At 53.9% G+C, this 21,083-nt stretch carries 26 protein-coding genes; 7 read left to right on the forward strand and 19 right to left on the reverse strand.

The genetic code is table 11. From position 1 onward, the window contains the following. Nucleotides 1–157: 157 nt before the first annotated feature. Nucleotides 158–1,123, reverse strand: coding sequence for a hypothetical protein (locus G5229_RS01805; RefSeq protein ID WP_204381845.1), 966 nt, complete (start codon nt 1,121–1,123; stop codon nt 158–160). Between the two features lie 305 nt (nt 1,124–1,428). Between G5229_RS01805 and G5229_RS01810 the strand changes: the two genes are divergently transcribed. Continuing rightward, nucleotides 1,429–2,787 carry a tyrosine-type recombinase/integrase gene (locus G5229_RS01810; RefSeq protein ID WP_139435654.1) on the forward strand — a complete coding sequence of 453 codons (1,359 nt, stop codon included), beginning with the start codon at nt 1,429–1,431 and terminating at the stop codon, nt 2,785–2,787. A 140-nt stretch (nt 2,788–2,927) separates the two neighbouring features. Further along, nucleotides 2,928–3,650 carry a hypothetical protein gene (locus G5229_RS01815; protein ID WP_421208203.1) on the forward strand — a complete coding sequence of 241 codons (723 nt, stop codon included), beginning with the start codon at nt 2,928–2,930 and terminating at the stop codon, nt 3,648–3,650. Between the two features lie 120 nt (nt 3,651–3,770). Here G5229_RS01815 and G5229_RS01820 read toward each other — a convergent pair whose 3' ends face one another. Next, nucleotides 3,771–4,463 carry a KilA-N domain-containing protein gene (locus G5229_RS01820; RefSeq protein WP_421208205.1) on the reverse strand — a complete coding sequence of 231 codons (693 nt, stop codon included), beginning with the start codon at nt 4,461–4,463 and terminating at the stop codon, nt 3,771–3,773. 240 nt (nt 4,464–4,703) lie between these two features. Between G5229_RS01820 and G5229_RS01825 the strand changes: the two genes are divergently transcribed. Beyond that, nucleotides 4,704–4,946, forward strand: coding sequence for a hypothetical protein (locus G5229_RS01825; RefSeq protein WP_139435647.1), 243 nt, complete (start codon nt 4,704–4,706; stop codon nt 4,944–4,946). Nucleotides 4,947–5,045: 99 nt separating this feature from the next. Here the strand turns inward: G5229_RS01825 and G5229_RS01830 are convergent, their stop codons facing one another. The 12 genes from G5229_RS01830 to G5229_RS01885 all read right to left on the reverse strand — a co-directional run bounded on the left by G5229_RS01830 (nt 5,046) and on the right by G5229_RS01885 (nt 13,490). Then, nucleotides 5,046–5,516 (reverse strand): ribonuclease H family protein, encoded by a 471-nt coding sequence (locus G5229_RS01830; RefSeq protein ID WP_139435645.1) that lies wholly within the window; start codon nt 5,514–5,516, stop codon nt 5,046–5,048. Continuing rightward, the gene (locus G5229_RS01835) at nt 5,513–5,713 is read right to left on the reverse strand and encodes a hypothetical protein (protein ID WP_139435643.1); all 201 of its coding nucleotides are present in this window, start codon (nt 5,711–5,713) and stop codon (nt 5,513–5,515) included. The genes G5229_RS01830 and G5229_RS01835 overlap by 4 nt, the downstream gene beginning before the upstream one ends. Then, on the reverse strand, nt 5,713–5,925 hold the full coding sequence (locus tag G5229_RS01840) for a hypothetical protein (RefSeq protein ID WP_421208208.1): 213 nt from the start codon (nt 5,923–5,925) through the stop codon (nt 5,713–5,715). Before G5229_RS01840 ends, G5229_RS01835 begins: the two co-directional genes overlap by 1 nt. A gap of 57 nt (nt 5,926–5,982) precedes the next feature. Then, nucleotides 5,983–6,486, reverse strand: a complete 504-nt coding sequence (locus G5229_RS01845; RefSeq protein WP_421208209.1) for a hypothetical protein — start codon at nt 6,484–6,486, stop codon at nt 5,983–5,985. 110 nt (nt 6,487–6,596) lie between these two features. Next, on the reverse strand, nt 6,597–7,184 hold the full coding sequence (locus tag G5229_RS01850; RefSeq protein WP_421208211.1) for a hypothetical protein: 588 nt from the start codon (nt 7,182–7,184) through the stop codon (nt 6,597–6,599). Then, nucleotides 7,181–7,405: a hypothetical protein gene (locus G5229_RS01855; protein WP_421208213.1), complete on the reverse strand. Its 225-nt coding sequence runs from the start codon at nt 7,403–7,405 to the stop codon at nt 7,181–7,183. The genes G5229_RS01850 and G5229_RS01855 overlap by 4 nt, the downstream gene beginning before the upstream one ends. 205 nt (nt 7,406–7,610) lie before the next feature. Further along, entirely contained in the window at nt 7,611–8,696 is a 1,086-nt protein-coding gene (locus G5229_RS01860) for a capsid protein (protein WP_421208215.1), read from the reverse strand. 334 nt (nt 8,697–9,030) lie between these two features. Beyond that, nucleotides 9,031–9,387, reverse strand: coding sequence for a hypothetical protein (locus tag G5229_RS01865; protein ID WP_421208217.1), 357 nt, complete (start codon nt 9,385–9,387; stop codon nt 9,031–9,033). A 376-nt stretch (nt 9,388–9,763) separates the two neighbouring features. Then, the gene (locus G5229_RS01870; RefSeq protein ID WP_421208218.1) at nt 9,764–9,949 is read right to left on the reverse strand and encodes a hypothetical protein; all 186 of its coding nucleotides are present in this window, start codon (nt 9,947–9,949) and stop codon (nt 9,764–9,766) included. 1,864 nt (nt 9,950–11,813) lie between these two features. Next, complete coding sequence (locus tag G5229_RS01875) at nt 11,814–12,383, reverse strand: recombinase family protein (protein WP_128343664.1); 570 nt, start codon at nt 12,381–12,383, stop codon at nt 11,814–11,816. 13 nt (nt 12,384–12,396) lie between these two features. Beyond that, complete coding sequence (locus tag G5229_RS01880) at nt 12,397–12,609, reverse strand: Hha/YmoA family nucleoid-associated regulatory protein (RefSeq protein ID WP_392415360.1); 213 nt, start codon at nt 12,607–12,609, stop codon at nt 12,397–12,399. 194 nt (nt 12,610–12,803) lie between these two features. Beyond that, a complete protein-coding gene (locus G5229_RS01885; RefSeq protein WP_421208221.1) occupies nt 12,804–13,490 on the reverse strand; it encodes an antirestriction protein ArdA in 687 nt (228 codons plus the stop codon). 400 nt (nt 13,491–13,890) lie between these two features. On the opposite strand from G5229_RS01885, the gene G5229_RS01890 reads away from it, so the two are divergent. Next, the gene (locus tag G5229_RS01890) at nt 13,891–14,283 is read left to right on the forward strand and encodes a hypothetical protein (protein WP_219281540.1); all 393 of its coding nucleotides are present in this window, start codon (nt 13,891–13,893) and stop codon (nt 14,281–14,283) included. 33 nt (nt 14,284–14,316) lie between these two features. Then, complete coding sequence (locus G5229_RS01895) at nt 14,317–14,724, forward strand: DUF2513 domain-containing protein (RefSeq protein ID WP_219281539.1); 408 nt, start codon at nt 14,317–14,319, stop codon at nt 14,722–14,724. 694 nt (nt 14,725–15,418) lie between these two features. Here the strand turns inward: G5229_RS01895 and G5229_RS01900 are convergent. The 3 genes from G5229_RS01900 to G5229_RS01910 all read right to left on the reverse strand — a co-directional run bounded on the left by G5229_RS01900 (nt 15,419) and on the right by G5229_RS01910 (nt 16,927). Further along, nucleotides 15,419–15,760, reverse strand: a complete 342-nt coding sequence (locus G5229_RS01900) for a hypothetical protein (protein WP_421208223.1) — start codon at nt 15,758–15,760, stop codon at nt 15,419–15,421. Between the two features lie 26 nt (nt 15,761–15,786). Then, the gene (locus G5229_RS01905) at nt 15,787–16,068 is read right to left on the reverse strand and encodes a hypothetical protein (protein WP_219281537.1); all 282 of its coding nucleotides are present in this window, start codon (nt 16,066–16,068) and stop codon (nt 15,787–15,789) included. A gap of 295 nt (nt 16,069–16,363) precedes the next feature. After that, nucleotides 16,364–16,927: a hypothetical protein gene (locus G5229_RS01910; RefSeq protein ID WP_421208225.1), complete on the reverse strand. Its 564-nt coding sequence runs from the start codon at nt 16,925–16,927 to the stop codon at nt 16,364–16,366. A 64-nt stretch (nt 16,928–16,991) separates the two neighbouring features. Between G5229_RS01910 and thiI the strand changes: the two genes are divergently transcribed. After that, nucleotides 16,992–18,440 carry a tRNA uracil 4-sulfurtransferase ThiI gene (thiI, locus tag G5229_RS01915; RefSeq protein ID WP_421208227.1) on the forward strand — a complete coding sequence of 483 codons (1,449 nt, stop codon included), beginning with the start codon at nt 16,992–16,994 and terminating at the stop codon, nt 18,438–18,440. A 72-nt stretch (nt 18,441–18,512) separates the two neighbouring features. Here the strand turns inward: thiI and G5229_RS01920 are convergent, their stop codons facing one another. Further along, nucleotides 18,513–18,905: a hypothetical protein gene (locus G5229_RS01920; RefSeq protein ID WP_042053183.1), complete on the reverse strand. Its 393-nt coding sequence runs from the start codon at nt 18,903–18,905 to the stop codon at nt 18,513–18,515. A gap of 99 nt (nt 18,906–19,004) precedes the next feature. After that, on the reverse strand, nt 19,005–19,637 hold the full coding sequence (locus G5229_RS01925) for a trimeric intracellular cation channel family protein (protein WP_129503709.1): 633 nt from the start codon (nt 19,635–19,637) through the stop codon (nt 19,005–19,007). 382 nt (nt 19,638–20,019) lie between these two features. Here G5229_RS01925 and flaA point away from each other — a divergent pair, with 382 nt between their 5' ends. Continuing rightward, a complete protein-coding gene (gene flaA / locus G5229_RS01930; RefSeq protein WP_129503710.1) occupies nt 20,020–20,931 on the forward strand; it encodes a flagellin A in 912 nt (303 codons plus the stop codon). Nucleotides 20,932–21,083: the final 152 nt, after the last annotated feature.

A 21,083-nucleotide genomic window follows, 5' to 3' on the forward strand; every position in this document is an offset into this window, starting at 1 on the left:
AAACAGTTTGCCTGTACCCCTTCCAATATCCGCCGTGACAGGGCGATGGAGGCGCGCAGGAAGGCGCAAGAGCGGGCCAATCATCGTGGTGATGATTGGTAGGCCGCAGATAACGAGAGGGGTTGGCAAATGCCAACCCCTTTTTCATTCCGCCCATTCAGCCCGGTTGGCGCAGATGGCCGAGCCGGGTGAAGAAGTGCTGGCTCTTGCGCTGGTGAAAGTGGCTCTTCTTGATGGGATGGAAGATGAGGTTGCTTTCGGGGTGGCTCGCCTTTAACTGGTGGAGCATGGCTACGGCGGGCAGGCTGGTGCTGACCAGGGTGGTGAGTGGCATGCTGAGGGTCTCGGGCCCGAGCAGTTGATTGAGCCCTTGCTGAGCCTGCTCAAAGCGGGTCAGGGCCGCCGGGTCGGCATAGCCGCTACCCAGCATGGCGAGCAGGTTGTCGATGGCCAGATGAAATTCGGCCAGCTGTTGGCGAAAGCCGCTGCGCCCGCGCAGGGCAATCAGCTCTGCAAACGGAATGTCGGCCAGGTGAGTGGGCACTTGCAACGGGATCTCGAGGTGGAAGCAATCCTGACCACCGCGATTGTGGTAGCGGGATTCGAGCAGATGGAGCAGGCGGTCGAGATAGTCGTGATCGGTAATAAGCGCCCCGTCATTGGCGAGTGCCCACTCACGGGCGAGACGCATGGAGAGCAGGTTGGCAAAGCGCCGCGCCATTCTGATCCCCCCTTCATCCCGGGTCGCAAAGCCGTGAGTAAGGCAAAAGCCGTGCAGCCGCTCCAGCCCCGCCTGATCCGGGCAGAAGCAGTCGTGGTTGGCCTCCTGACGCCAGCGACCAATCAGCTCCTTGTTGCCAAACACCTTGTGGCGGACGAAATCGGGGGCCACCAGGCCGCTTATCTGGTTCTCCAGTTGCGGGGTAATGGCGGCAAAGAAGGCGGCATCGGGCCGCTCGGCCAGCAGATCGGTCTGCTGTTGAAGGGTATCGAGCAGGGCGGTGAGACCGCTCTTTTCGCTGACGGTGAAGACGAAGGCGAGCCGCTCCAGATAGAGCAGGGCAAATTTGAGCCAGAGCTCGTCGCGTACCTCCATGCCGGGGTAGTAGATATAGGTCTTCATCGTATCGGTCTGTCGCCAGAAGTGGTGCCGGGGTGCAGGGTCGGGAATATACGCAAGATTGGCGCTGCACGGCAAACACTGCGTGGGGGAATGTGAGCAAACGCTCATCCAGTAGGCGCTGGCCACAAAGTTCTGATATAATCCGCGCCCTTAAATCAAGGTCACCCGAGTCATTACCATGAAGTTCATTATCTTTTGACTCCATGTGTAACGCATTGAATTTATAGCTAATCAACAACTTACAGCACAAAGATGGAAACATTGGCGGTAACTTTTGTGGTAAGACTAGCATAAGTGAGGTGTGCATGAGAAGGCGTGAGACTTGGGCCTTACAGCAAAAGGCAAATGGCTGGTACTTGGTGTGGAATGTCCCCAAGGCTATCCGTGGATTGCCGATGTTTGGCGGTCGGAGGCTCTACACAAAGACGTTACAAACAGGCGACCTTAAAGAAGCCCAGAGGAAGCGTGACCTCATCATTGCCAACTTTGAGCGGTTGGTGGCACAGGCTGAAGAAGCCCCCAAGCGTCTGCGGTTTAACGCTTACATCGAAGAGATTCAACAGGCCATCAGGGAAGCAGAGCAGCGCATTGAAGCGGTCGTGCTGCCTAGTGGACAAGAGGTAGTCGTTGAACCTGAAGGGCTCCACCATGCCTATGACGTTGAGGCTGCAATAGCTCGGGGGGATGAAGAGCTGGCTGATGCCATAAAGCTTGCCCTCCACGGGGAGCTAGAGGTGGGCGATAAGTACGCCATCACTCTACAGGAAGCCTCCAAGGCATTCATCGAGAGTGAGAAGGCCAAGGTCGCGAAGGGTCTTAAAGCCGCAGCTCCGGCAACGTTGAGTCGCGCCAAACACGCAGCAGAAAGCCTTGCATCCTTCCTTGGTCGTCCAGCGGTTCTGCTGAAGGATGTGGAGCGGAGGGACGTGACTTTGTGGCTAGATTCCCTGGCTGGGAGCAAGAGCGATAGCACACGGGTTGGTTACTTGTCGGCTTTGTCCCTTGTGTGGGAAAACTGCTATCTCACTCGGAGTGTGGAAGGGGATAACCCATTCAAGAGCGCAGGAATCAAGAGTACAGGTGACTCCCAGTCATACGCCCCTTTCACGCCTGAAGAGATGGCCCAAATCGTCGAGAAGGCACCGCATGATCTTCGCATGTTGACGAAGTTCGGACTTATCACTGGTTGCCGTCTAAGCGAGATTATTGGTCTTCAGGCAGATTCCTTTGAGATAAGCCAAGGCGTTCCGCTGGTGCGTATCAAGGCTGGAAAGACAGCAAACTCCATTCGTGCCTTCCCTCTTCCGCTCGGTCTCTGGGAAGAACTCAGGCAATGTGTTGTTGGCAACGTCTGGCCTGTCCCTAAGTCAAAGAACCCACACGGGTGGTCCAGTAAGTTTGGCAAGTTGAAAGAGGCGGCCACAGGCGTCAGAGATCGCACCAAGGGCTTCCACAGCTTGCGTGGCATGGCTATCACCGCGTACCAACGTGCAGGCATCCCAGAGGATGTTACAGCGCCAATAGTGGGGCACGGGACCAAAGGGCTAACCATGTCTTATGGGCTCTATTCATCTGGCCATGACTATTCACGCCAGCTCGAAGCCGTTGAGACCATGCTTGCGTCCGACTACATGTCCCAGCTCCTTAAGTTGTTCAACAAGTAATCAATTCAAACAAAAAGCCCCCTCAGTGAACATCAGGTAGTCCTGAAGTCCGCTAAGGGGGCTTTGTCGTTTAGAAGATTTGGCTGGTGCGATCACCTGTGTTCTAATTTCAAGCGAGCACATTTACTGGAAGAAAAGAGATGCCTCTTGTCGCTATTAGAACCACCACTGGGGAAGAAATAGAGTCCTTTTCATTCGCAGAGCATGAGTGGAAGGAGATGAAAAGGGCCCCTCTCGGTACTTACTCTATTTATGGGTTTAATTGGCCTGCAATCCCGAAAACAAGTATCAAGGGATTACAATTCTTTGCCGCTGCACCTGGCTGTCCGATTAAAACATCACAAGGCGAATCACACGAACACCTCTCAGCTAAAATCGCGATTACTAAAGCGATAAGAAACCTAGGTCTACATGCTCAACCAGAGTTCAGCGGCAGGACCCCTGAGGGAGATGAGTGGCGTGCTGATGTCTACAGCGAGAGCACATCAAAACCTACAGCATTTGAGATCCAGATTTCCCCTCAGACTTTAGATGTGTACAAATCAAGATCGCATAAATACGAAACCGCGAATGTTGATAGTCTGTGGTTTGTTTCGGAGCAAAAATTCTCTACCTTAGTAAAGGCGATTTTCCTTGATCGTTATAGAAGAGAGGGAGTCAAGCTTTATGGTCGGCCCTTCTTACCAGAAATAAAAGCTGTTCCTCTATTAATTGTCAGTGAGCAACAAAGGATTAAGTTCTCGGTTCGAGTTTTTCCTTTTGACAAACCTTACGAAAACATTCCTCTTGAACAATTTCTTGAGGGCTTTTTTCAAGGAAGATTAATTTTGACTGAGAATGGATGGAAGTGGAGAGCTGTTTGAAGTTGAGGGCTTTATAACTCTTTCCGTATTTACTATTCGTAGCGGTAGTTGCAACTTCAAGATAACGGCGAGTGATCTCGCCGTCACTCTTTACTACTCCCTCAAGCCACTACTATCGGTTCACCTCACGGTCTTATCAAGCAGCAAGTAATCAAGGTTCTTTGTCGTCTCTACGCCAAGCAGAGCGGCAACCTTGTGGTAATCCAGCCCCATCTTCAGGCCGACTGTTGCTGTCTCCATCGCGGCAATCAGAGCGGACATACAGGATGGATTCTCAGCGGCAACAATGTAGCTCTTGGCCGACCCATTCTTACCAGTCAGGACAGAGGGGACATACCCAGTGGCAGCCTTACACGCCAGCCGGTAGAAGTTCGCGTAGGTGTGCTGGCTTGCATTAGGCCAACAGGTATGGATTGCAGCATTCATTGTGTCCCGTGTCTTGTCGTGCTTCTCCAGCAGCTCAGGGGACACCGCGATAGACTCAGCGATAGCGGCAGCTTTCAGTGTGTCGCCTTCGGTCAGCGCAATGAAAGCCTTGCGGACAGCACGACGGAACTCGTTGGAGCAATAGGAGGCGTACTCAATGACAGCCTCTTTGCAGCCCCAAGTGCCAGCATTCCGGCCACGGGTTGTAGTGACGTGAATTTCACGGGACTCCATCATGGAGACAACATCAGGATTCCGTTTCCAGTTATCGAGCTGGCCACCAGTGTTGCCTTCAGCCAGCCATGCCTTCTCAATGTCGGTCAGTGAGTACAGGCCCTCGGCGTTCTTGCGTATTGGATAGGTGTTACCGTTGAAAGTAATGTTCATAAATGGGTTCCTTATGTTGTGCCTCTCATGCCGTCCTCTCTCCAGCAGGCCCCCACTGCTTACCCATAGGCAAGCTGGAGCAGCAGAAGAAGCACGACATAAAGACGCAGTGATTGATTGAAAGTGACCAGAGGAAGGTCTGTTGCTTAGGTCAGGGAGAATCGACTAAAGGAGTTGACGGGACAGTCAATCGAGACCGTGTTAGGCTCTTTATTCCTTTAAACGCAGAGGGCAATCAGCATGGTTTGGGATGAACTTGAACTCACTCAAGAAGAGTATGAAGAGCTTGAGCAAGCAGGGATCGTGTGGGAGCTAGATGAAGGTAGTAGCGGCGAAACGCCTAACAGTTACTACGCATACGTCCCTGAAGGCGTAAGTCCTGAGATTCTTAAAGCGCAAGGCTGGAAAGTCGGTGACTCACTGAGGGTTTCACTCTGGGCTTTCGACGGTGAAGACGATTCAGCATTTGCTCCCGAAGACTAATAACCGATTACTTCTACGTGAAATCTTGGGGACAATCGCCCCGTGACTCTTCAGGATTTCACGTAGGCTCACCAGTAGTTGACTTGTTCACTTGGTTTTTCACTGCCCGTAGCGATTCATTCCGGCTACTGCCAGTTGATCCGCTCGTTCGTTCATCGGGTGGCCGCTGTGTCCCTTCACTTTCTTGAAGGTCACTTGGCGGGTACTCAGTAGGTCATCCAACTGTTCCCAGCGGTCCTTGTTCTGGACTGGCTTGTTGTCTGCCTTCTTCCATCCCTTCGCTTTCCATCCGGCTAACCACTGGGTCGCCCCATTGATCACATAGGCGGAGTCCGTCAGGACCTCGACCACAGAGCCAGGTTTAAGGAGTGACAGCCCTTGAATGACTGCTTCCAGTTCTCCGGTCTGGTTGGACTCCCCAGCGCCCACGCAGTAGCCGCAGCGTTCAACTTTGCGGCCATCGCTACGGACAGCAAGGAAGCCCCAGCCAGCCACACGGACTGACGCTTTGGTGTGGTTGGTGTTGCAAGCGCCATCAGTGGCGAGTGTGTAGGTGTATTGTTGGGTCATTTGGTGTTGTCTCCGGTGGTCTTGATGTAGTGCCTTGCGAGAAGACGCAGGGTCGGTTCGTGGAGCTTCAGACGCTTTGCGGTAGTCCGGCAGGCAGTCCTGAAGGTGTCCCCTTGGAGTCTCCGATAGGCCACGCAGAAGAGGGCATGGCGGATCTTGGCTTTGTGTATGTGGCTCCAGTCCTCAATGGTGATCATCAGGCGGCCTCCTGTTTGGTTGTCGGGAACAGCTCACGGGCAAGCGCAAGCATCGACTCTCGGTCTGTCCCGTGGGATTGCATGACGTATCGGTTGATTGCGTTCTGCACCTGACCAGCGGACGGACGGCGGCCAAGGGTCAGAGTGGCGAAGGCTTGAAGGCGCTTCACGAAGTCGCTGGGATGGACAAGAAAGGTTTCATTAGCGGTCATGTGGATAGGTTCCTTGGGTAGAGCAGGGGAGACGCTGGGCCTCCCCCGTGGGTTGCATTAAGCGGTCAGCAAGGCGGCCAGCTTGGCCTTGACCTTCGGAAGGGTCCGCTGGGCATGTTCGCGGCGGTCCTTGTTGTGTTCTTCAGTCGCACGGCTCCAGCCCTCCAGATCCTTCAGGGCTTCCAGCAGTTCGTCTTGGGTCGGCTCGTGGTACTTAAAGGAGTGATCGCGGCCATGCTCGGAGCCGTTGCGTTCGCAGATAACCAGCCATTCAGTCGCCGCAGCTTTGCCCCACTCCTTCGCATTGTTGAAGTCGAAGCGGGTGGCGTAGACCCAAGCGGCCATCTGTTGGTGATCCTCTTCGTAGGCTTCACGGTTGGCCTTGGCCTTTGCTTCAGCAGCCTTGGCCCGTTGGTGACGCTGGGAGGCTTCCATCTGGAGCACTCGGACTTGACCAGAGGACAGGCCAGCCAGTTCAGCCAGCTTGTTGATAAGGGCACGTTGGCCGTTGATTACGTCCAGCAGTTCTTCGGACAGATCAGCAACGGTGATTTTGTTCATGTCGGTTTCCTTATGTGTGTGTTGAGACGGGCACAGTGGCCCCTCCAGAAGGCCGCAGAGGCTTTCCGGATGGTTGTGGTATGGGGTAACTAGGGGTTAGAGAAAGTGGGTTATTTGACGGATTGCAGGGCGCGACGCAGGCGATCCCATTTGGTCATCGCAGAGTCGTATTCCCCAGCGATACCGTCAGCGATAGCCTCCCGCAGCAGCTTCAAGCCAGACTGGGAGTTAAGCGAGCGGACGCTGTTAATGTCGTTCTGAAGTTCGTTCATCAGGTAGTCGCTGGGCATTCCTACCTGTGCGGCCATGTCGATCATTACCGCTGTTGCATGGGACTGGATTTCCTCCCGACTCATACCGGAAGAAGAGACCACAGAGTCCATTCGGCTTTCGCCTAGACCCAGCAGCTCGTCAGCGTAGAACTCAGCGACTCCACCGCCTCCCAGCGCGTCATTCACAGCGTTCAAGCCTGAAAGAATGGCGTCCGGCAGGGACTCGGTGCCGCTGTCCTGGGAAAGCGAGTGAGCGTCCTCGTCGTCGAAGAAGTAGTCCTTGAAGTCCTCCGCTTGTGCCTTGGTCATTTCGATCCCATCGAGTTCATAGAGGGCTTCCCCTTGGTCGTTCACGCCGCTGGAGTAGGAGGGCAGGTCACAGGTCTCCACGCTGAAGCCGTAGTCGGCGGTCTGGTAGTCCATCATTGCACCTCCCCAGTCAGTGCACCTTGAGAGCGCAGCTTGTCGAACTCGCGGTTAATCAGTGCGTTGAGCATCTGGGTGCGAGTCAGGGCAAAGCCTGCTTGCTTGGAGAAATGGAGGGTCAGAGCGTCAGCCTTGGGGATAACGTCTTCCCACAGGATTGCAGTGGTACGGGCTTGGGGTTTCTTTCGTTGCAAGCTCGGGTGTTGAGTTTGAGTAGACATAAAATCTCCTTGTAGTTGGGAAGTAATAGGTCAGAGCAAAGTTATTCAAAGAAGAACCCCCAAGGGCAGCCCCCGTGTTAACCACAGGAACTACGCATGGGGGTCTAAGGAAGCACCGCATGACCATCAGCTATGCCAAATCACCAGAGGAAGAGAGGACCCTGACCGGAAACCTCTCTTCATCCTTTGGTCAGGGAAATCCCTGTTACGCTTCCAGCAGAGCGACCGCACAGGCCGGACGCAGGATGTTGTGACCGACGAACATCTTAGCCAGCGCGGTGTTACCGACACGCAGAGGCTCAGGGACCCACTGGGTCACAATGTCTCGCACCTTCACGGTAGCCGCGCAGTCCTTCGTGTAGACCAAGCCAAGCAGCTTGGAGAAGTTCCCACGGTACGCAGCGGTACGACCAGAGCCGCCTTCTTCCACGCTCAGGGGTTCCGGTGAGCCGATCAGTCCCTCGCTTTCGTCTTGGTCCGGCAGGTTGTTGGACTCGTAGATCTTCATACCGGCGACACGAAGGCCAGTGTCAGCGTTACCGTTGGACTTGTCCTCGCCAGTCTGGCCCAAGAAACGCTTATCCAGCCATGCCATGTTGCCGATACCAGCAGCCGCATTGGTCAGGGCCTCGTAGTCGTCCGGCTTCAGGACACACACAGGGATGCCTGGGACGCTTGCCTTGCGGAACTCGGTGCGGGCACGGAAGATGGCGTCCACGATTTGCTGACCACGGGTCATCGGACGGCCTGCCGCATCGGTTGCTCGCAGGGTAATGTTCTCGGTGAAGGTCTCGTCATCCAGTACGCCGTTCTCACCGAATTGAGCAATAGCCAGCTCTTTGTTGGTAATGAAGGCAGCCTTGGCGATGGTCCGGAAGACGTTCTTGTCGATCATGTTCGACAGCTCATAGGCCAGCTCACGGGCATAGTGGGAGCGAACCTCAAAGGTGCTCAGGTCTTCGTCTTGTTCTGCCACGAACACAGCAGCCACAGCGACGTCATCGACGGTGACAGTGCGCATGACGTTCTTGATACCGCCCGCTTGGATCAGCTCGCCGGGCTTGTGGTACTTCGCATTGTGGCTCATGCCAAGTACAGGGAAATCGAATGCTTTGCCACCCTTCAGGGTCATCACTCGGGTGGTGCCCAAGGAGACGCATTGATTGCGGAACATCGTCAGGACTTCACCAGCGAACAGCTTCATGAATAGGGCTCGGGTATCGCCTTGACCGTTGTTCTGACCTACATGGGTTACGTTTTGAAAAGTCGGGAAAGTGCCGTAAGCAGACATAGTTGTTTTTCCTTGTTGATAGGTGGATGGCCCTTCGGCCAAAGAGAAAGAGGGAAAGGGAGTCAGGACGTAGAAAAAGGGAGCCCGCAGGTTTCCCCACGGGCTGGTCCTTGAGTTACGTGCGCACTTCTGCGCGTTCTCATACGTTCTTAGGTCAGGGAAATCCGGAGGGAGGCGAGAAGGGGATCGAGAGGGTGCCCATTTTTCCGGATTCCGGATTTTTGGACAGGGGGACGCTGGGGTCCTAATTTTCCGGATTCCGGATTTTTGGGAAGGCGGGAGACAGGGGGTCCCCAAACGCCGTAGGGGCTTTTAAGGACCTCAGCCACGTCCATCAGTCATCCAAGTGACGGCGGATCACGTTGGAAACAGTCTTTTGGTTCAGCCCCAGCTCTTTCGCAATGGATCGTCCGCTCAGTCCATCCCCGTGCAGCCGCAGGATCTCAGAGTCACGCTTGGCCTTGGCCTCACGGTTGATCGCCTCGGTCGCGTACCCGTACTCGGCAGGGGTCAGGTCCAGCGCCTCCATGATCGCCATACGCTTCAGCTCCCAGCGGTTCTTCAGGTACTTCTCCGGATCAGTGGTGACAAGGTGGGTGATCATGCGCAGACGTTCCTTGACGACTTCAGGATGTGCGCGGTTCATTGCGTGTTTCTCAGCGAGAATCGAGGTGATAGAGATTGCAGTCATAGCGGCTCCTTGTGAGTTGATAGGTGTATCGCTATGGGCAGGGAGAAAGGGGAGGTACGGAATTTTGGGGCGAGCCCATTTTTCCGCAGGCAGACGCAGGGGTGAGCGGATTCCCCAATTTGGGATTTTCGCTCAGGCAGACGCAGGGGTGAGCGATTTTGGCCTCGGGCCATTTTCGCTCAGGGTCACATGGGGCTACCGGATTTGCCCTCGGGGCATTTTCGGTAAGTGGACGCAGGGCCATCCTCGGGACAACAGAGGGACTGACCTCGGGGGTGTTAAGTTTTCCTGATTCAGGATTTTCTAACAGCACGGCTTCAGGTCATCCTCGGGGGTGTTTAGTTTTCCTGATTCAGGATTTTCTAACAGTACGGCTTCAGGAGCGGGCGTCCTCGCGGGTGTCGGAGCGGTCTTCAGTGGATGCCATCGGCACGGTGGAGGTGGAGACCTCGGGGGTGCCCGATTTTGGGGAATCCCCATTTTCGGGCGCCTCTTTTGAGACCACTTCATCTACAGTGCTGGACCCCATCTTGAACAGCTTGGCAATAGCACGGTTGCTCATGCCTTCCTTGTGCTTCTCCAGAATCGCAGCGATAGACGCACTAGCGATGCGAAGCGTCTGCTTCTGGCGTCCGTCTGTCGCGTTTCTCCTTCAGTTGCACAGAGAGGGCTGGGGGATACCTCGGGGTGGGGCATTTGACGGATTCCGCTGTTTGCCCCAGTGCGTCTTCAGGTCGTCCTCTGGTCTGTCGCGGGGGATACTGTAATTTTGCCTCAAGGGCATTTTTACAGTACGGCTTCAGGTCGTCCTCGGGCACCGCCAAATGCCGTTGGGACATTTCGCGGTCGTCCTCGGGTCCCCTTCCGGTTTCTGGGGGGGCCCATTTTCCGGAACCTGAAGGATGGACCTCGGGACCTTTTCCGTTTTTGACGGATTCCGCTATTTCCGGAAACGCAAGGACGGACCTCGGGCTACTGACGGATTTGGGTCAGTCCCATTTTCGTCATTCACCAAGGCAGACCTCGGGGGTGGTGCTAAATGTCGTTACAGCATTTCGCACAACCTCAAGACAGACCTCGGGGTAACATTTTGCGGATTCCGCATTTTGTGACCCCTCCAGACCCCCTTCCGGATTTCCCTGTGCATAGGGGCCACAGGATAAGTACCTACAGATTACCTATAGATAACTCCCTCTCCTTCCCTTGCTTGGATGGACAATGTTGATAGGCGATAAAGGAGAGAGTGGAGGGATACGCTGGGAGGTGTCCAGATTTGCCCTCGGGCCATTTTGGAGTAGTCCCAAGGTCAGTCACTGGGTTATGCGTTTTGGGCTTCGACCATTTTGCATAAGGTCATCCCTTGGAGCCTCATAAGGAACTCACTATGTTCAACCAACGGATACTCTCACTTGATCATCCTTACTAGCTATCTGTCCTTGTGTCGTCACTCGGTTGTCCTGGGGATGGTCAGGGGGAAGTCTTGGGGAAGTCTGGAGGAAGCGACAACAGGACAGCCCGTAGGCCATCCTGAAGGAGTCGATTGGTAGACCTTGGGTAGTCTGGAGGTATTGAGTAGCTAGGGAGAAGCAAGGGAGACCTGAAGAAGCGACAACAGGACAGCCATTGAGGCGTCCTTGGGTAGACCTTGGGTAGTCTCTAGGTAGACCTTGGGTAGTCTTAAAGATACCTATAGTAAGTAGAGTATAGAGAGATAGTATCTAGGGTATCTAATAGATGTCTTATAGTAGTCTTTTAGTATTGGTCTTATGTATCCCCCCTAGGGTCAGGGAAAAGTGACTAGCCCAATTAGCTCCTATTCTGGAAGTCTCTGGAAGGTGTCTTGGGGATGGTCTTGGGGATGGTCGTCGGGAATGCTGGCCTCGGGATGGACCTCGGGGAGTCGTCGGGGAGTCGTCGGGTAGTCCTCGGGATTGACCTCGGGACAGACCTCGGGACAGACCTCGGGACAACAAACAGGGGCACTCAGACGAACAAGCCCAGAGTCAGCCCCACAGTCCCCCTCTGCTCCCCTCCAGATAGCCCCTCAGACGATCTCTGTGCTCACCTCACGCCTTCCCCTATGCAACCCCACAGGCTCACCCCTGCACGATCTCAGAGATCCACAGAGAAAGCCTGAAGACAGCAGGGACAAGGATGGAAGGGAGAAGGGAGGCAAGGAGAAGGGACCAGAGGGAGACGGCAAGAGACACACGGGCCATCGTCGAGTCCTCCCAAACGACAAACCCCCAAGGTGTCGCAGTGAACAGCCTCGGGGGTCGATTGAAAGATTCGATCAAAGTGGGTCACTCGATCAGTTCTTTCTATTGGTCAGGGTAAATTAGCTTTCCATAATGTACGTTGGGACAGTCTTGATGATAGGTCTTTTCGATGGCTCAAGGCTCTACCGATAGACACACTCGATCAACTCACAGCTCGCCTGCATCCTTCATCGCTTTCGCTATCCGGTAGGCGGTAGACCTCCCGATACCCAGCTCCTTAGCGACACCAGCAGGGGACAGGTCGCCTACCTTCAGACGCTCCTTGACCTTCTCTTCGTCCAGTTCCTTCGGTCGGCCCAAGTGCTTCCCTTGCTCCTTGGCCTTGGCTATGCCGTCCATCTGCCGCTCCTTCCTCAGCTCCAGCTCGAACTCAGCGAAGGCTCCCAGCATGGACAGCATCAGGCGGCCCTGTGCGCTCCCTGTGTCAAACGTCTGGTCCAGCACACGGAGGGTCACACCTTTCTCTTCCAGCTTCTCCACGATAGCCAGAAGGTCAGCGAGAGAACGGCCCAGACGGTCCAGCTTGGTGATCACCACTGTGTCCCCCTCTCGGACATACCCCAGCATGGCTTGGAGTTGCTGACGGTCTTTGGCTGACTTGCCGGACATCTTCTCCTGATAGACCTTCTCAGCTCCAGCCTCGGCCAGTTTGTCCAGTTGAACATCCAGCGATTGACCGACAGACGACACTCGCGCATAACCGATAACCTGTCCCATCACTCTCTCCTACTCAATCCACCAATGCCCAAGCTGTCATAGGGACTTTCCCCGCGTCGTAAAGCCTTCCTGCTGCTATCTCAGCTTTCCGATGGTCAATCGCAGCAATGACCTTCAGTTCCTCTTGGAGGCCCGCAGAGGAAGCCCTATCGAGCATCCTTGGGGCAACTCTTTCCAGTGACTTCCTGTTCTTGAATCGGCGTAGTCTGATAACCAAGTCAATCATTCGGAAACCTCCTTCATCTTCTCCCAAGCGAATCGCCAGCAATCAACAAAGCCAGCGATTGTATAACTTGATCCCTCCATGTGCAGCCTGTAGATTCCCCTTCCGAGTGGTTCCATCTTCATCATTACTCTCCCCAGAGTTGATAGGTGATTCGCTCAGGCTTCCCCTAGTTGGCGCTAAGGGAAGCCGTCCTCTTAGCAGTTGCGGAAGTAGTAGGTGCCAGACCTCACGAACTCCCCGTTAAGCTCCATGTCTCTCGCTACGGCCTGCCAGTCGATGTACCCACGGGCAGACGCTGGGATTGCCTCAAGTAGTCCTCCTTCCTCCCATTGCTCCATCGCCATGTCCTCGTCACTGTCCCAAGACCCCATGTAGCGGTCCTGAATCTCTTTTGGTGCAATCTCACAGGCCAGTCCTGCCGCCAGCACCTCGGGCTCACAGTCCACCTCCAGCAGTTCCTCCAGAGCCTTCCAGTCAAAGCTCCCGTACTTGTGCAGGCAGTGAGAGGCCAGCCCTTCAGCATCCTGACAGTCCCAGTCTTGGGTCATCAGCTCGGCCACGTCTGCCGGTTCCATCCCAAGGGACTCTAGGTAGTCGCTAAGACCCCCAGCGTTAACGACCTCTTCAGCGTCAATCCAGCAGCCGTAGTCGATGCGGAACCAGTAGATGTAGACGTTGTGTTCTCCCATCCCAGCGGTATCCAGCACAGCCACACAGCGGTTGATGAAGGCTTGGTCCTCCAGTCGCTTCAGTTCTTCTTCACGTTGACGAATGGTTTCACGCAGAGAGGCAACTTGAGCGCGTGTCTTGCAGTAGCAGAGGTCGCCAGTCATCAGCTTGATGGAGGTCCGCAGGTCAGCAGCACGGGATTCAATGTTCATCGCAGTGTCTCCTTATGTCTAAGTGGTTACGGGACTGTACTTTGGAGACGTTTTTTGGACGGGTCAATACCCTGCTATAAATTTTTCTTGGAAGGTATACCTCAATGAGACTAAGAGACAGACAGAGAGACACCGCAGGAGGCGATAGGAAGACGCAGGGGATCGCCTATGTGTTAGCAATGGGATGGCTGGGGTATGGAGAAGGAGAGGAACAGGCAGGCGCGCAGGCTGTGAGCGAAAGAGGACGGGAGTGCTGTCTAATGGCTTGTTCTTGTGGGGGGACGGGGGGAAATCGCGGGCGTTAAATCACTGAAGAGGGCGTTCAGATTTTTTCCAGAATTTACCAGGGGTCTCCAAGTGGATAAGATGCTGTATTCTTGGGCGTATTTCGGAGTATCGCATGGCTAAGAAAGAAGCGATGGATCTGGTGGAGTTATTGCTTGTAGTCGGGGGATTCGGCATTTTTGCTGTGATCTGTAACGCCTTTTCTTCAGCCAAAGTAACAACACAAACTATCGATGCCGATGAAGCGTGGAAGAAACTGGATGGAGTATCTTCCTTCCAACTCACCTTTTATAGGCAATCGGGAAATACCCATCGAGTTGTCCACTTGAACGGGACTAGAAGCGATGTTGAGGCTGAGATCCTGAAGACATTCAATCGGGCAGGGATTGGCAATCAATACGCGATCTGGACCCGAGGGGATGCCATTGATTACAAGCGGGCTATACACAGCCATCGCGGTTCTAATGAAGGCAAGAAGGTTGGTGGTTGTTTGGTAAGTGCACAGTGAGATTGATTGATTTATCGATGTGAGAGGGCACAGATGAAACATAATCCGGATACAATAAAAGACATACTGACACGCTTAGAAGCACTGCCACACACTGCCAGAGGTTTATCACTTCGAGATTTTGAGCCAGAAGACAAAGAGGCAGCCTATTCCATCTCTTACCACGTGGACCTATTGATCAAGGATGGATTGGTTGAAGGGTCTATGTCCCGAGAGCTGTCCCCTGAGCCTGCACACTTTTTTCTTCGTCAGCTGACCTCTGAAGGGCATAAGCGCCTAAATGAAATCCGCGCGAATACTATGTGGAAGAGGTGCATAGCTCTCACCTCCAAAATAATCGGCAAAGGCGTGGGAGCGGTTTTAACTGCCGTAATCGGGATTGTTGTAACAACTGCTTTCGGAGTTTATTTGACTAAGCAAATTTCGCAGTGGCTTCAGTAATTAAGACGCCTTCTCCCAACATCACATCGTGAATAGGGGCCAACACTGGCCCATTCTTTCAGCCAGTCACCATGTCAGGCCGTTTGCTCACTTTCCGGTACTCACCCAGGTGGATCCCCCTGATGCTAAGGTTGTCATTGAGATGGAACGGTTGGCCGATCCGCAGGCTGGAGAATTGAGGGGGGAAGGGAATTGTTAGCGTGAAAAACACGAAAGAGGATGAGCAGCTTTTTACCAAAATACACCGAAGGCCAGCAAGATGAAGGGGCCGAAACCCCTCCAATGTACTAGCAGTGTCCTGCCTCGTCGTATAAATGGTAGATACAGACTTGTTCAGGGCTATTCCTGCAAACCTGCTCACACAATGTTGATAGCAAGCTGTTGGCCTCTCTCAGACTCATGTTCTCTCCACAGGCATTTATAAAATCAGAGGTGCTGATTGCATAGTGCCCCGTGTACCAATAAGGATGGCAGCTTCTCATTGGTTCTTGTTGAGGAGGGATGTACTTCTGGGTCGTCCGGATAATGTGCTGTGCGGTGTTTTGGTCCATTAGTGCCTCTTGAAGTGGCAGAAAACTGGACTGGGCTCTCAATGAGAGACGTAACTGTTCCCATTAAAGATAGACAAAGCGCCTCGCTATACAAGATGCAAAGGCACAAAAAATGCAGGTTACAGGTCACTAGGTACTACAGATTAGAAGGGGACTCCTTCTTCTGATTCAGGAAGACGTGCAGGTGGAGGTTCAGGCCACTGCGAGATTTGCTCAAAAATGATACTCCCACAATTGCCATTTCTGGAATACGTTCTGGATTCTTTGACAATGACACCACTCACATCGTCAATCCAGACGAACATGAATCGACCAGAGGCATCATGATCGTTTGTTCCGTAGTCCTTACTCTCGGCAGCTAATTTCCTCCATCGGGTAGACTTGACGAACCTCTTTGCCATTTCCTCACCCTCTCGGATGTCGCCATCTCTCTCTTTCCCCCCCTCTCTACGGTTCGTATTCTTAAATAGCAGCGTCTTCTTCATTGCAATCGCTCTAATTTGAAACATCTTTAAGACCAGTATGATAACCATACCACGGCGCCAAAACCTTCAGAGAGTAAACTGCCGCTATAGCAGAAACAGGCCTCAATTTTGCGCATCAACTCCTCCTGATTTGCTGTGATTAGCTCTTTGGGGTCAATACTCTCAATAGTTACTGTGTCACCTTTGACTATGACCCGTAGCTGAAAGCCCTCTATCTCATTTTCAATGCGGCGAAGAGCTGCATTAAAGGCTATTTCGAAGGTTTCTTGGTCTACATTGTTTTTTTTGATTACTTTGAGTTGGTACATTTTAGCTACTCCACGTGGACCCGTGCGCCTAAAAATAACTATGTGTTGATGTCGGTTCAATTGGGACAAATCTGTATTGTAATCAGGCTCTTATTCAGGGCGGTTGTTCACCCTGCTAGGTCAAATCGTGGGCCTGTCTTCCAGCCCAACACACGGCCAGACCGCTTGTTCACCTTCCGGTACTCACCGCCCAGCAGGATCTCCCACGCGCTCCCATTCTCTCCCAGCACAGGGAATTCCTGGCCCTCGGTTATCCCTAGTCCTGCATCCACGCACACAAGCTTTTTCTGTCCGTTCATCGTTGCGCCCTCAGCATGTCCTTGAGCTTCTGTAGGGCGTTCCTGTTGTTCTCTTGGCTGGCCTTCTTGCTGGCTTCCCATTCTTCCAGTGTCTTGGTGACGCGCTTGTGGTCGAACATGGCGAACTTACCCACAGACGAAGAAACGGGAGCGTGATCATTGTTACTTTGTTTCTGTTTAGAAGAAGTCAAAGACTTAGCCGGACGCTTGGTGCTGGGGGTACGGAAAAGGGCTAGGAGTGCTGACCCGATGCGGAACACAGAGGCCAGATTCCAGTTGGTTATCTGGTCGTGCTTCCGGAACTCTGTCTTGAAGAAGCCGATGGCCTCCAGACGACGCAGAGAGTTGCGGACTGTGCGGGTGGTGCAACCGATACCCTTAGCGATGGTCCGAAGGTAGAGACTCGCAGCCCAGCCTTGGGCCTTGTTAAGGTGCCGTGCGATGAAGAGGGCGACTTCCTTGGTGTAGTGGGTCCCGAAGGTGGACACTGGCTGCTTGGCAAGGGTGGTAACAAGCTGGTCGCTGTGAGATAATGTGTAGCTGTTCACGGGAACTCCCATTCTAACATTCGTTCCCACATTTATTTGTAAGTCATTGATTTACCTTAAAATTTAAAGAGCCCCCATGAAGTTCATTATCAAGCTGTTCCCGGAAATCACCATCAAGAGCAAGTCGGTTCGCCAGCGCTTTATCAAGATCCTGCAGGGCAATATCCGCAATGTCCTGCGCCGCTTCGACGACGATGCCCGCGTACGGATGGATTGGGACAAGCTGATTGTGAGCTCCCGCAATGACCAGTTCCGCGAGCAGGCTATCGAAGCTTTGGCCTGTATTCCGGGCATTCAGGCCTTCCTCGAGGTACAAGCCAGCAAGTTTACCGATCTGCACGACATCTTCGAGCAGGTGAAAGCCGTATGGGGCGACCAGCTCAAGGGCAAAACCTTCTGCGTGCGCGCCAAGCGCCACGGCAAGCATGAGTTCTCCTCCCTCGAGGTTGAGCGTTACGTGGGCGGTGGATTGAATCAGCACTGCGAAAGCAATGGTGTGCGCCTCAAGAACCCGGATGTGAAGATCAACCTCGAGATCGACGGTGAGGAGCTCTTTATCGTCAGCGCCATCCATCAGGGCCTGAGCGGCATGCCCATCGCGACCCAGGAAGATGTGCTGAGTCTGCTCTCCGGCGGTTTTGACTCCGGTGTGGCTTCGTTCCAGTTCATCAAGCGCGGCTGCCGGGTGCACTACTGCTTCTTCAATCTGGGCGGTGCGGCCCACGAGATCGGCGTCAAGCAGGTGGCCTATCACCTGTGGAACCGTTTCGGCTCCTCCCACCGGGTACGTTTCACCGCTGTGGACTTCGAGCCGGTGGTTGCCGAGATCCTCGAGAAGATCGACAACGGTCAGATGGGCGTGGTGCTCAAGCGGATGATGATGCGTGCTGCCGCCAAGGTGGCCGATGAATTCCAGATCCCGGCGCTGGTGACCGGTGAGTGTGTGGGTCAGGTCTCCAGCCAGACTCTCACCAACCTGAACGTGATTGACCGGGTCACCGACAAGGTGATCCTGCGCCCGCTCATTACTTGGGACAAGCCGGATATCATCAGTGAAGCCCGCCGCATCGGCACTTTGGAGTTTGCCGAGACCATGCCGGAGTACTGTGGGGTCATCTCCAAAAAGCCGACCGTGAAGGCCGAGCTCTCCCGCATTGAAGAGGAAGAGGCCAATTTTGACTTCTCCATTCTGGACAAGGTGGTCTCCGAGGCCCGTTACCTCGATATCCGCCGTATCGGTGAAGAGACTGCCGCTGAAGTGCAAGAGGTGGAAACCACCCAGGTGCTGGGCGCTGACGAGGTGATCCTGGATATCCGCTCTGCCGATGAACACGACGAGAAGCCGCTGGTGGTGGAAGATCGTGAAGTACTGCATATCCCCTTCTTCAAGCTGGCCACCGTCTTTGGCGATCTGCCCAAGGAGAAGACCTACCTGCTCTACTGCGATCGCGGCGTGATGAGCAAGCTGCAGGCGCTTTACCTGAAAGAGAAAGGCTTTGCCAACGTCAAAGTTTACCGTCCGTAATTTGACGCTCAATCTCCCATAAAAAATCCGGCCAATGTGCCGGATTTTTGTTTTATAGCTCGGAGCTTGGATTTATGGACAGGGAACGGGAGTGAAGGAGTGCTCCCCCAGGCAACGCCAACCCATTTCCGCTCCCCTCATTTGCCAAAGGTTATCGCTGCGATAGAGAGTCAGGATATAGAGCATGTCGTTCTTGCTGCCATCGAGGGCAACCGAGAGTACCAGATCATTATCCAGTTGCTGTGCATGGATGCGACTGGGGATGTCGCTATGACCGACAAAACGAAGTGCTACCTCACGGTAGTCATTGACCCATTTCTGATGTAGCTCGTTCGCCTGACGTATCTGCTGGTTGAACTGCTGCACTGGCGCCGATGCCAGTCGTCCAAAAACGGCTTGTGCTTCGGCATGTGCTGCTGTCACGTTCGCAAGGAGGAGAGTGGTAAGCATACCGATTTTGTGCATGAGAATATCCGGCTAACAACGACTGCTTCTATGACAACAGAAAAGCCCATTTGGTTCAACGCACAACCCACAGAGCCATATTCCACTGCGGGTGTGCTTTCAGTTGCGTTGCAGCGAGAAGGTTGGTAGCGACAGGTGCCAGTAGATAGCAGCTACCCGCAAACCGAACACGGCTGTCATACAGATGAGCATGGCGGTTACTCTGTCCATGTTCGCCTCCAGTGCCAGGGTGTAGAGGATTCCGCCCAAAATGCAGGCTGTTGCATAGATCTCTTTTTGCAACACCATAGGCACTTCCCTGGCCAGTACATCACGGATCATGCCGCCTGCTACCCCTGTCATGGTCCCCATCAGCACGGCGATCAGTCCCGGGGTACCGAAGTTGAGGGCTTTTTGCGCCCCAATCACCGTAAAGAGGGCCAACCCGAAGGCATCCGCGACGGGCAGTACATACCAGGGCATTCTGCGGGGCAGTTTGACCATCCACATCCCGATCAGCGCCGTTGCAATGACCACCCAGATATAGAGAGGATCGCGAACCCAGAACACCGGGGTTGCTCCCAGGATCATGTCGCGGATGGTGCCACCGCCGATGGCGGTGACTGCCGCCAACACCATGACGCCAAATCCGTCCATTCTGAGCCGGCCCGCCACCAGAACCCCTGAAAACGCGAATACCGCAGTACCAAACATGTCGCTGATGTAAACAATCTGCTCAACCAGTGTCTGCATGGAAAACAACTCACGCCAAATTGTTGATGGGGCCGCGATTTTAGGGGCTGGAGAGCCCAATCGCCAACTGTGCTCGACAAAATTGAGAGTCGACACCGCTTTTTTCTCGCATCATGGACAGGGAGGGGCTCGAGTGTGCCTGTTTACCTCCTTGTTGGAGGAGGGGCGCGATGAGTTTCTGCCACGTTTTAGTGGGCGTTTTTTTCCTTAAGTTTATCCCCGACCTGTCGATATATAGGGTAAGCGGCGTTAACGTGATGAAGCGTTGAAAAAAATGCTAAAGACATCGAAAAACGGGCCGTTAAATAAGACGCATCGGGCACAGAAAATAATAAAGCCAGAGCAAATAGAAGAGTAAATTTAATAGCTTAGGAGAATAGTCATGGGCCTTTATATCAACACTAACGTTTCATCACTCAACGCTCAGCGTAACCTGATGAACACGACCAAATCACTGGATACATCCTACACTCGACTGGCATCCGGTCTGCGTATCAACAGCGCCAAAGACGATGCCGCCGGCCTGCAAATTGCCAACCGTTTGACCTCCCAGATCAACGGTCTGGATCAAGGTAATCGTAATGCCAATGACGGTATCTCTGTTGCCCAAACTGCCGAAGGGGCAATGGATGAAATTACTTCCATGCTGCAACGGATGCGTACGCTGGCTCAACAGTCAGCCAACGGCTCCAACAACACAGATGACCGTACCGCGCTGCAGCAAGAGTACACTCAGCTGATGACTGAGATCGACCGGGTAGCCAAAGATACCACCTTCGGTGGCCAGAACCTGCTCAATGGCGGCTATGTGGGCACCTTCCAGGTGGGGGCAGACGCAGGGCAGACCATCACCTTCCGGATGACGACCGCCTTTACTATCTCGGGCATGGCCTCTGCCACCAGTGGTAGTGCGACAGTGGCAACCACGACCTCGGGCGAGCCGTATAACATCACGAAGACAGCAGGAACGCCGGTCACATCTACCAGTATGTCGACCATTACAGCTGCAAGCTCGGCCCAGTCGGCTATGGCCAACCTGGATTACATGATAAAGGTGGTGGACAGCAAGCGTGCTGAACTGGGGGCGGTACAAAACCGGTTTGACTCGACCATTCGCAACCAGGCGAACGTCTCCGAAAACGTTAGTGCTGCACGCTCACGTATCCGTGATGCAGACTTCGCCACCGAGACTGCAAACCTGACCAAGCAGAATATCTTGCAACAGGCCGCATCAACCATACTGGCCCAGGCGAACCAGCGCCCCCAGTCAGCTCTTTCGCTGCTGCAAGGCTAACAAAAGAAAACAGGGCGGTTGTTCAGGCCGCCCTGGTCAAGAGATGGAACAAAGGGGTGTTCGGTTCGCACTCTGTTCTATCGGGAGAGATATAATTCTCTACTAGTAATGCCAAGTGTTGTCCAGCTGTTCAGTTCTGTCACGCTTGGTCA

It is taken from the genome of Aeromonas sp. 602396 (genome assembly GCF_049173735.1).
Taxonomy (GTDB): Bacteria; Pseudomonadota; Gammaproteobacteria; order Enterobacterales; family Aeromonadaceae; genus Aeromonas; species Aeromonas veronii_A.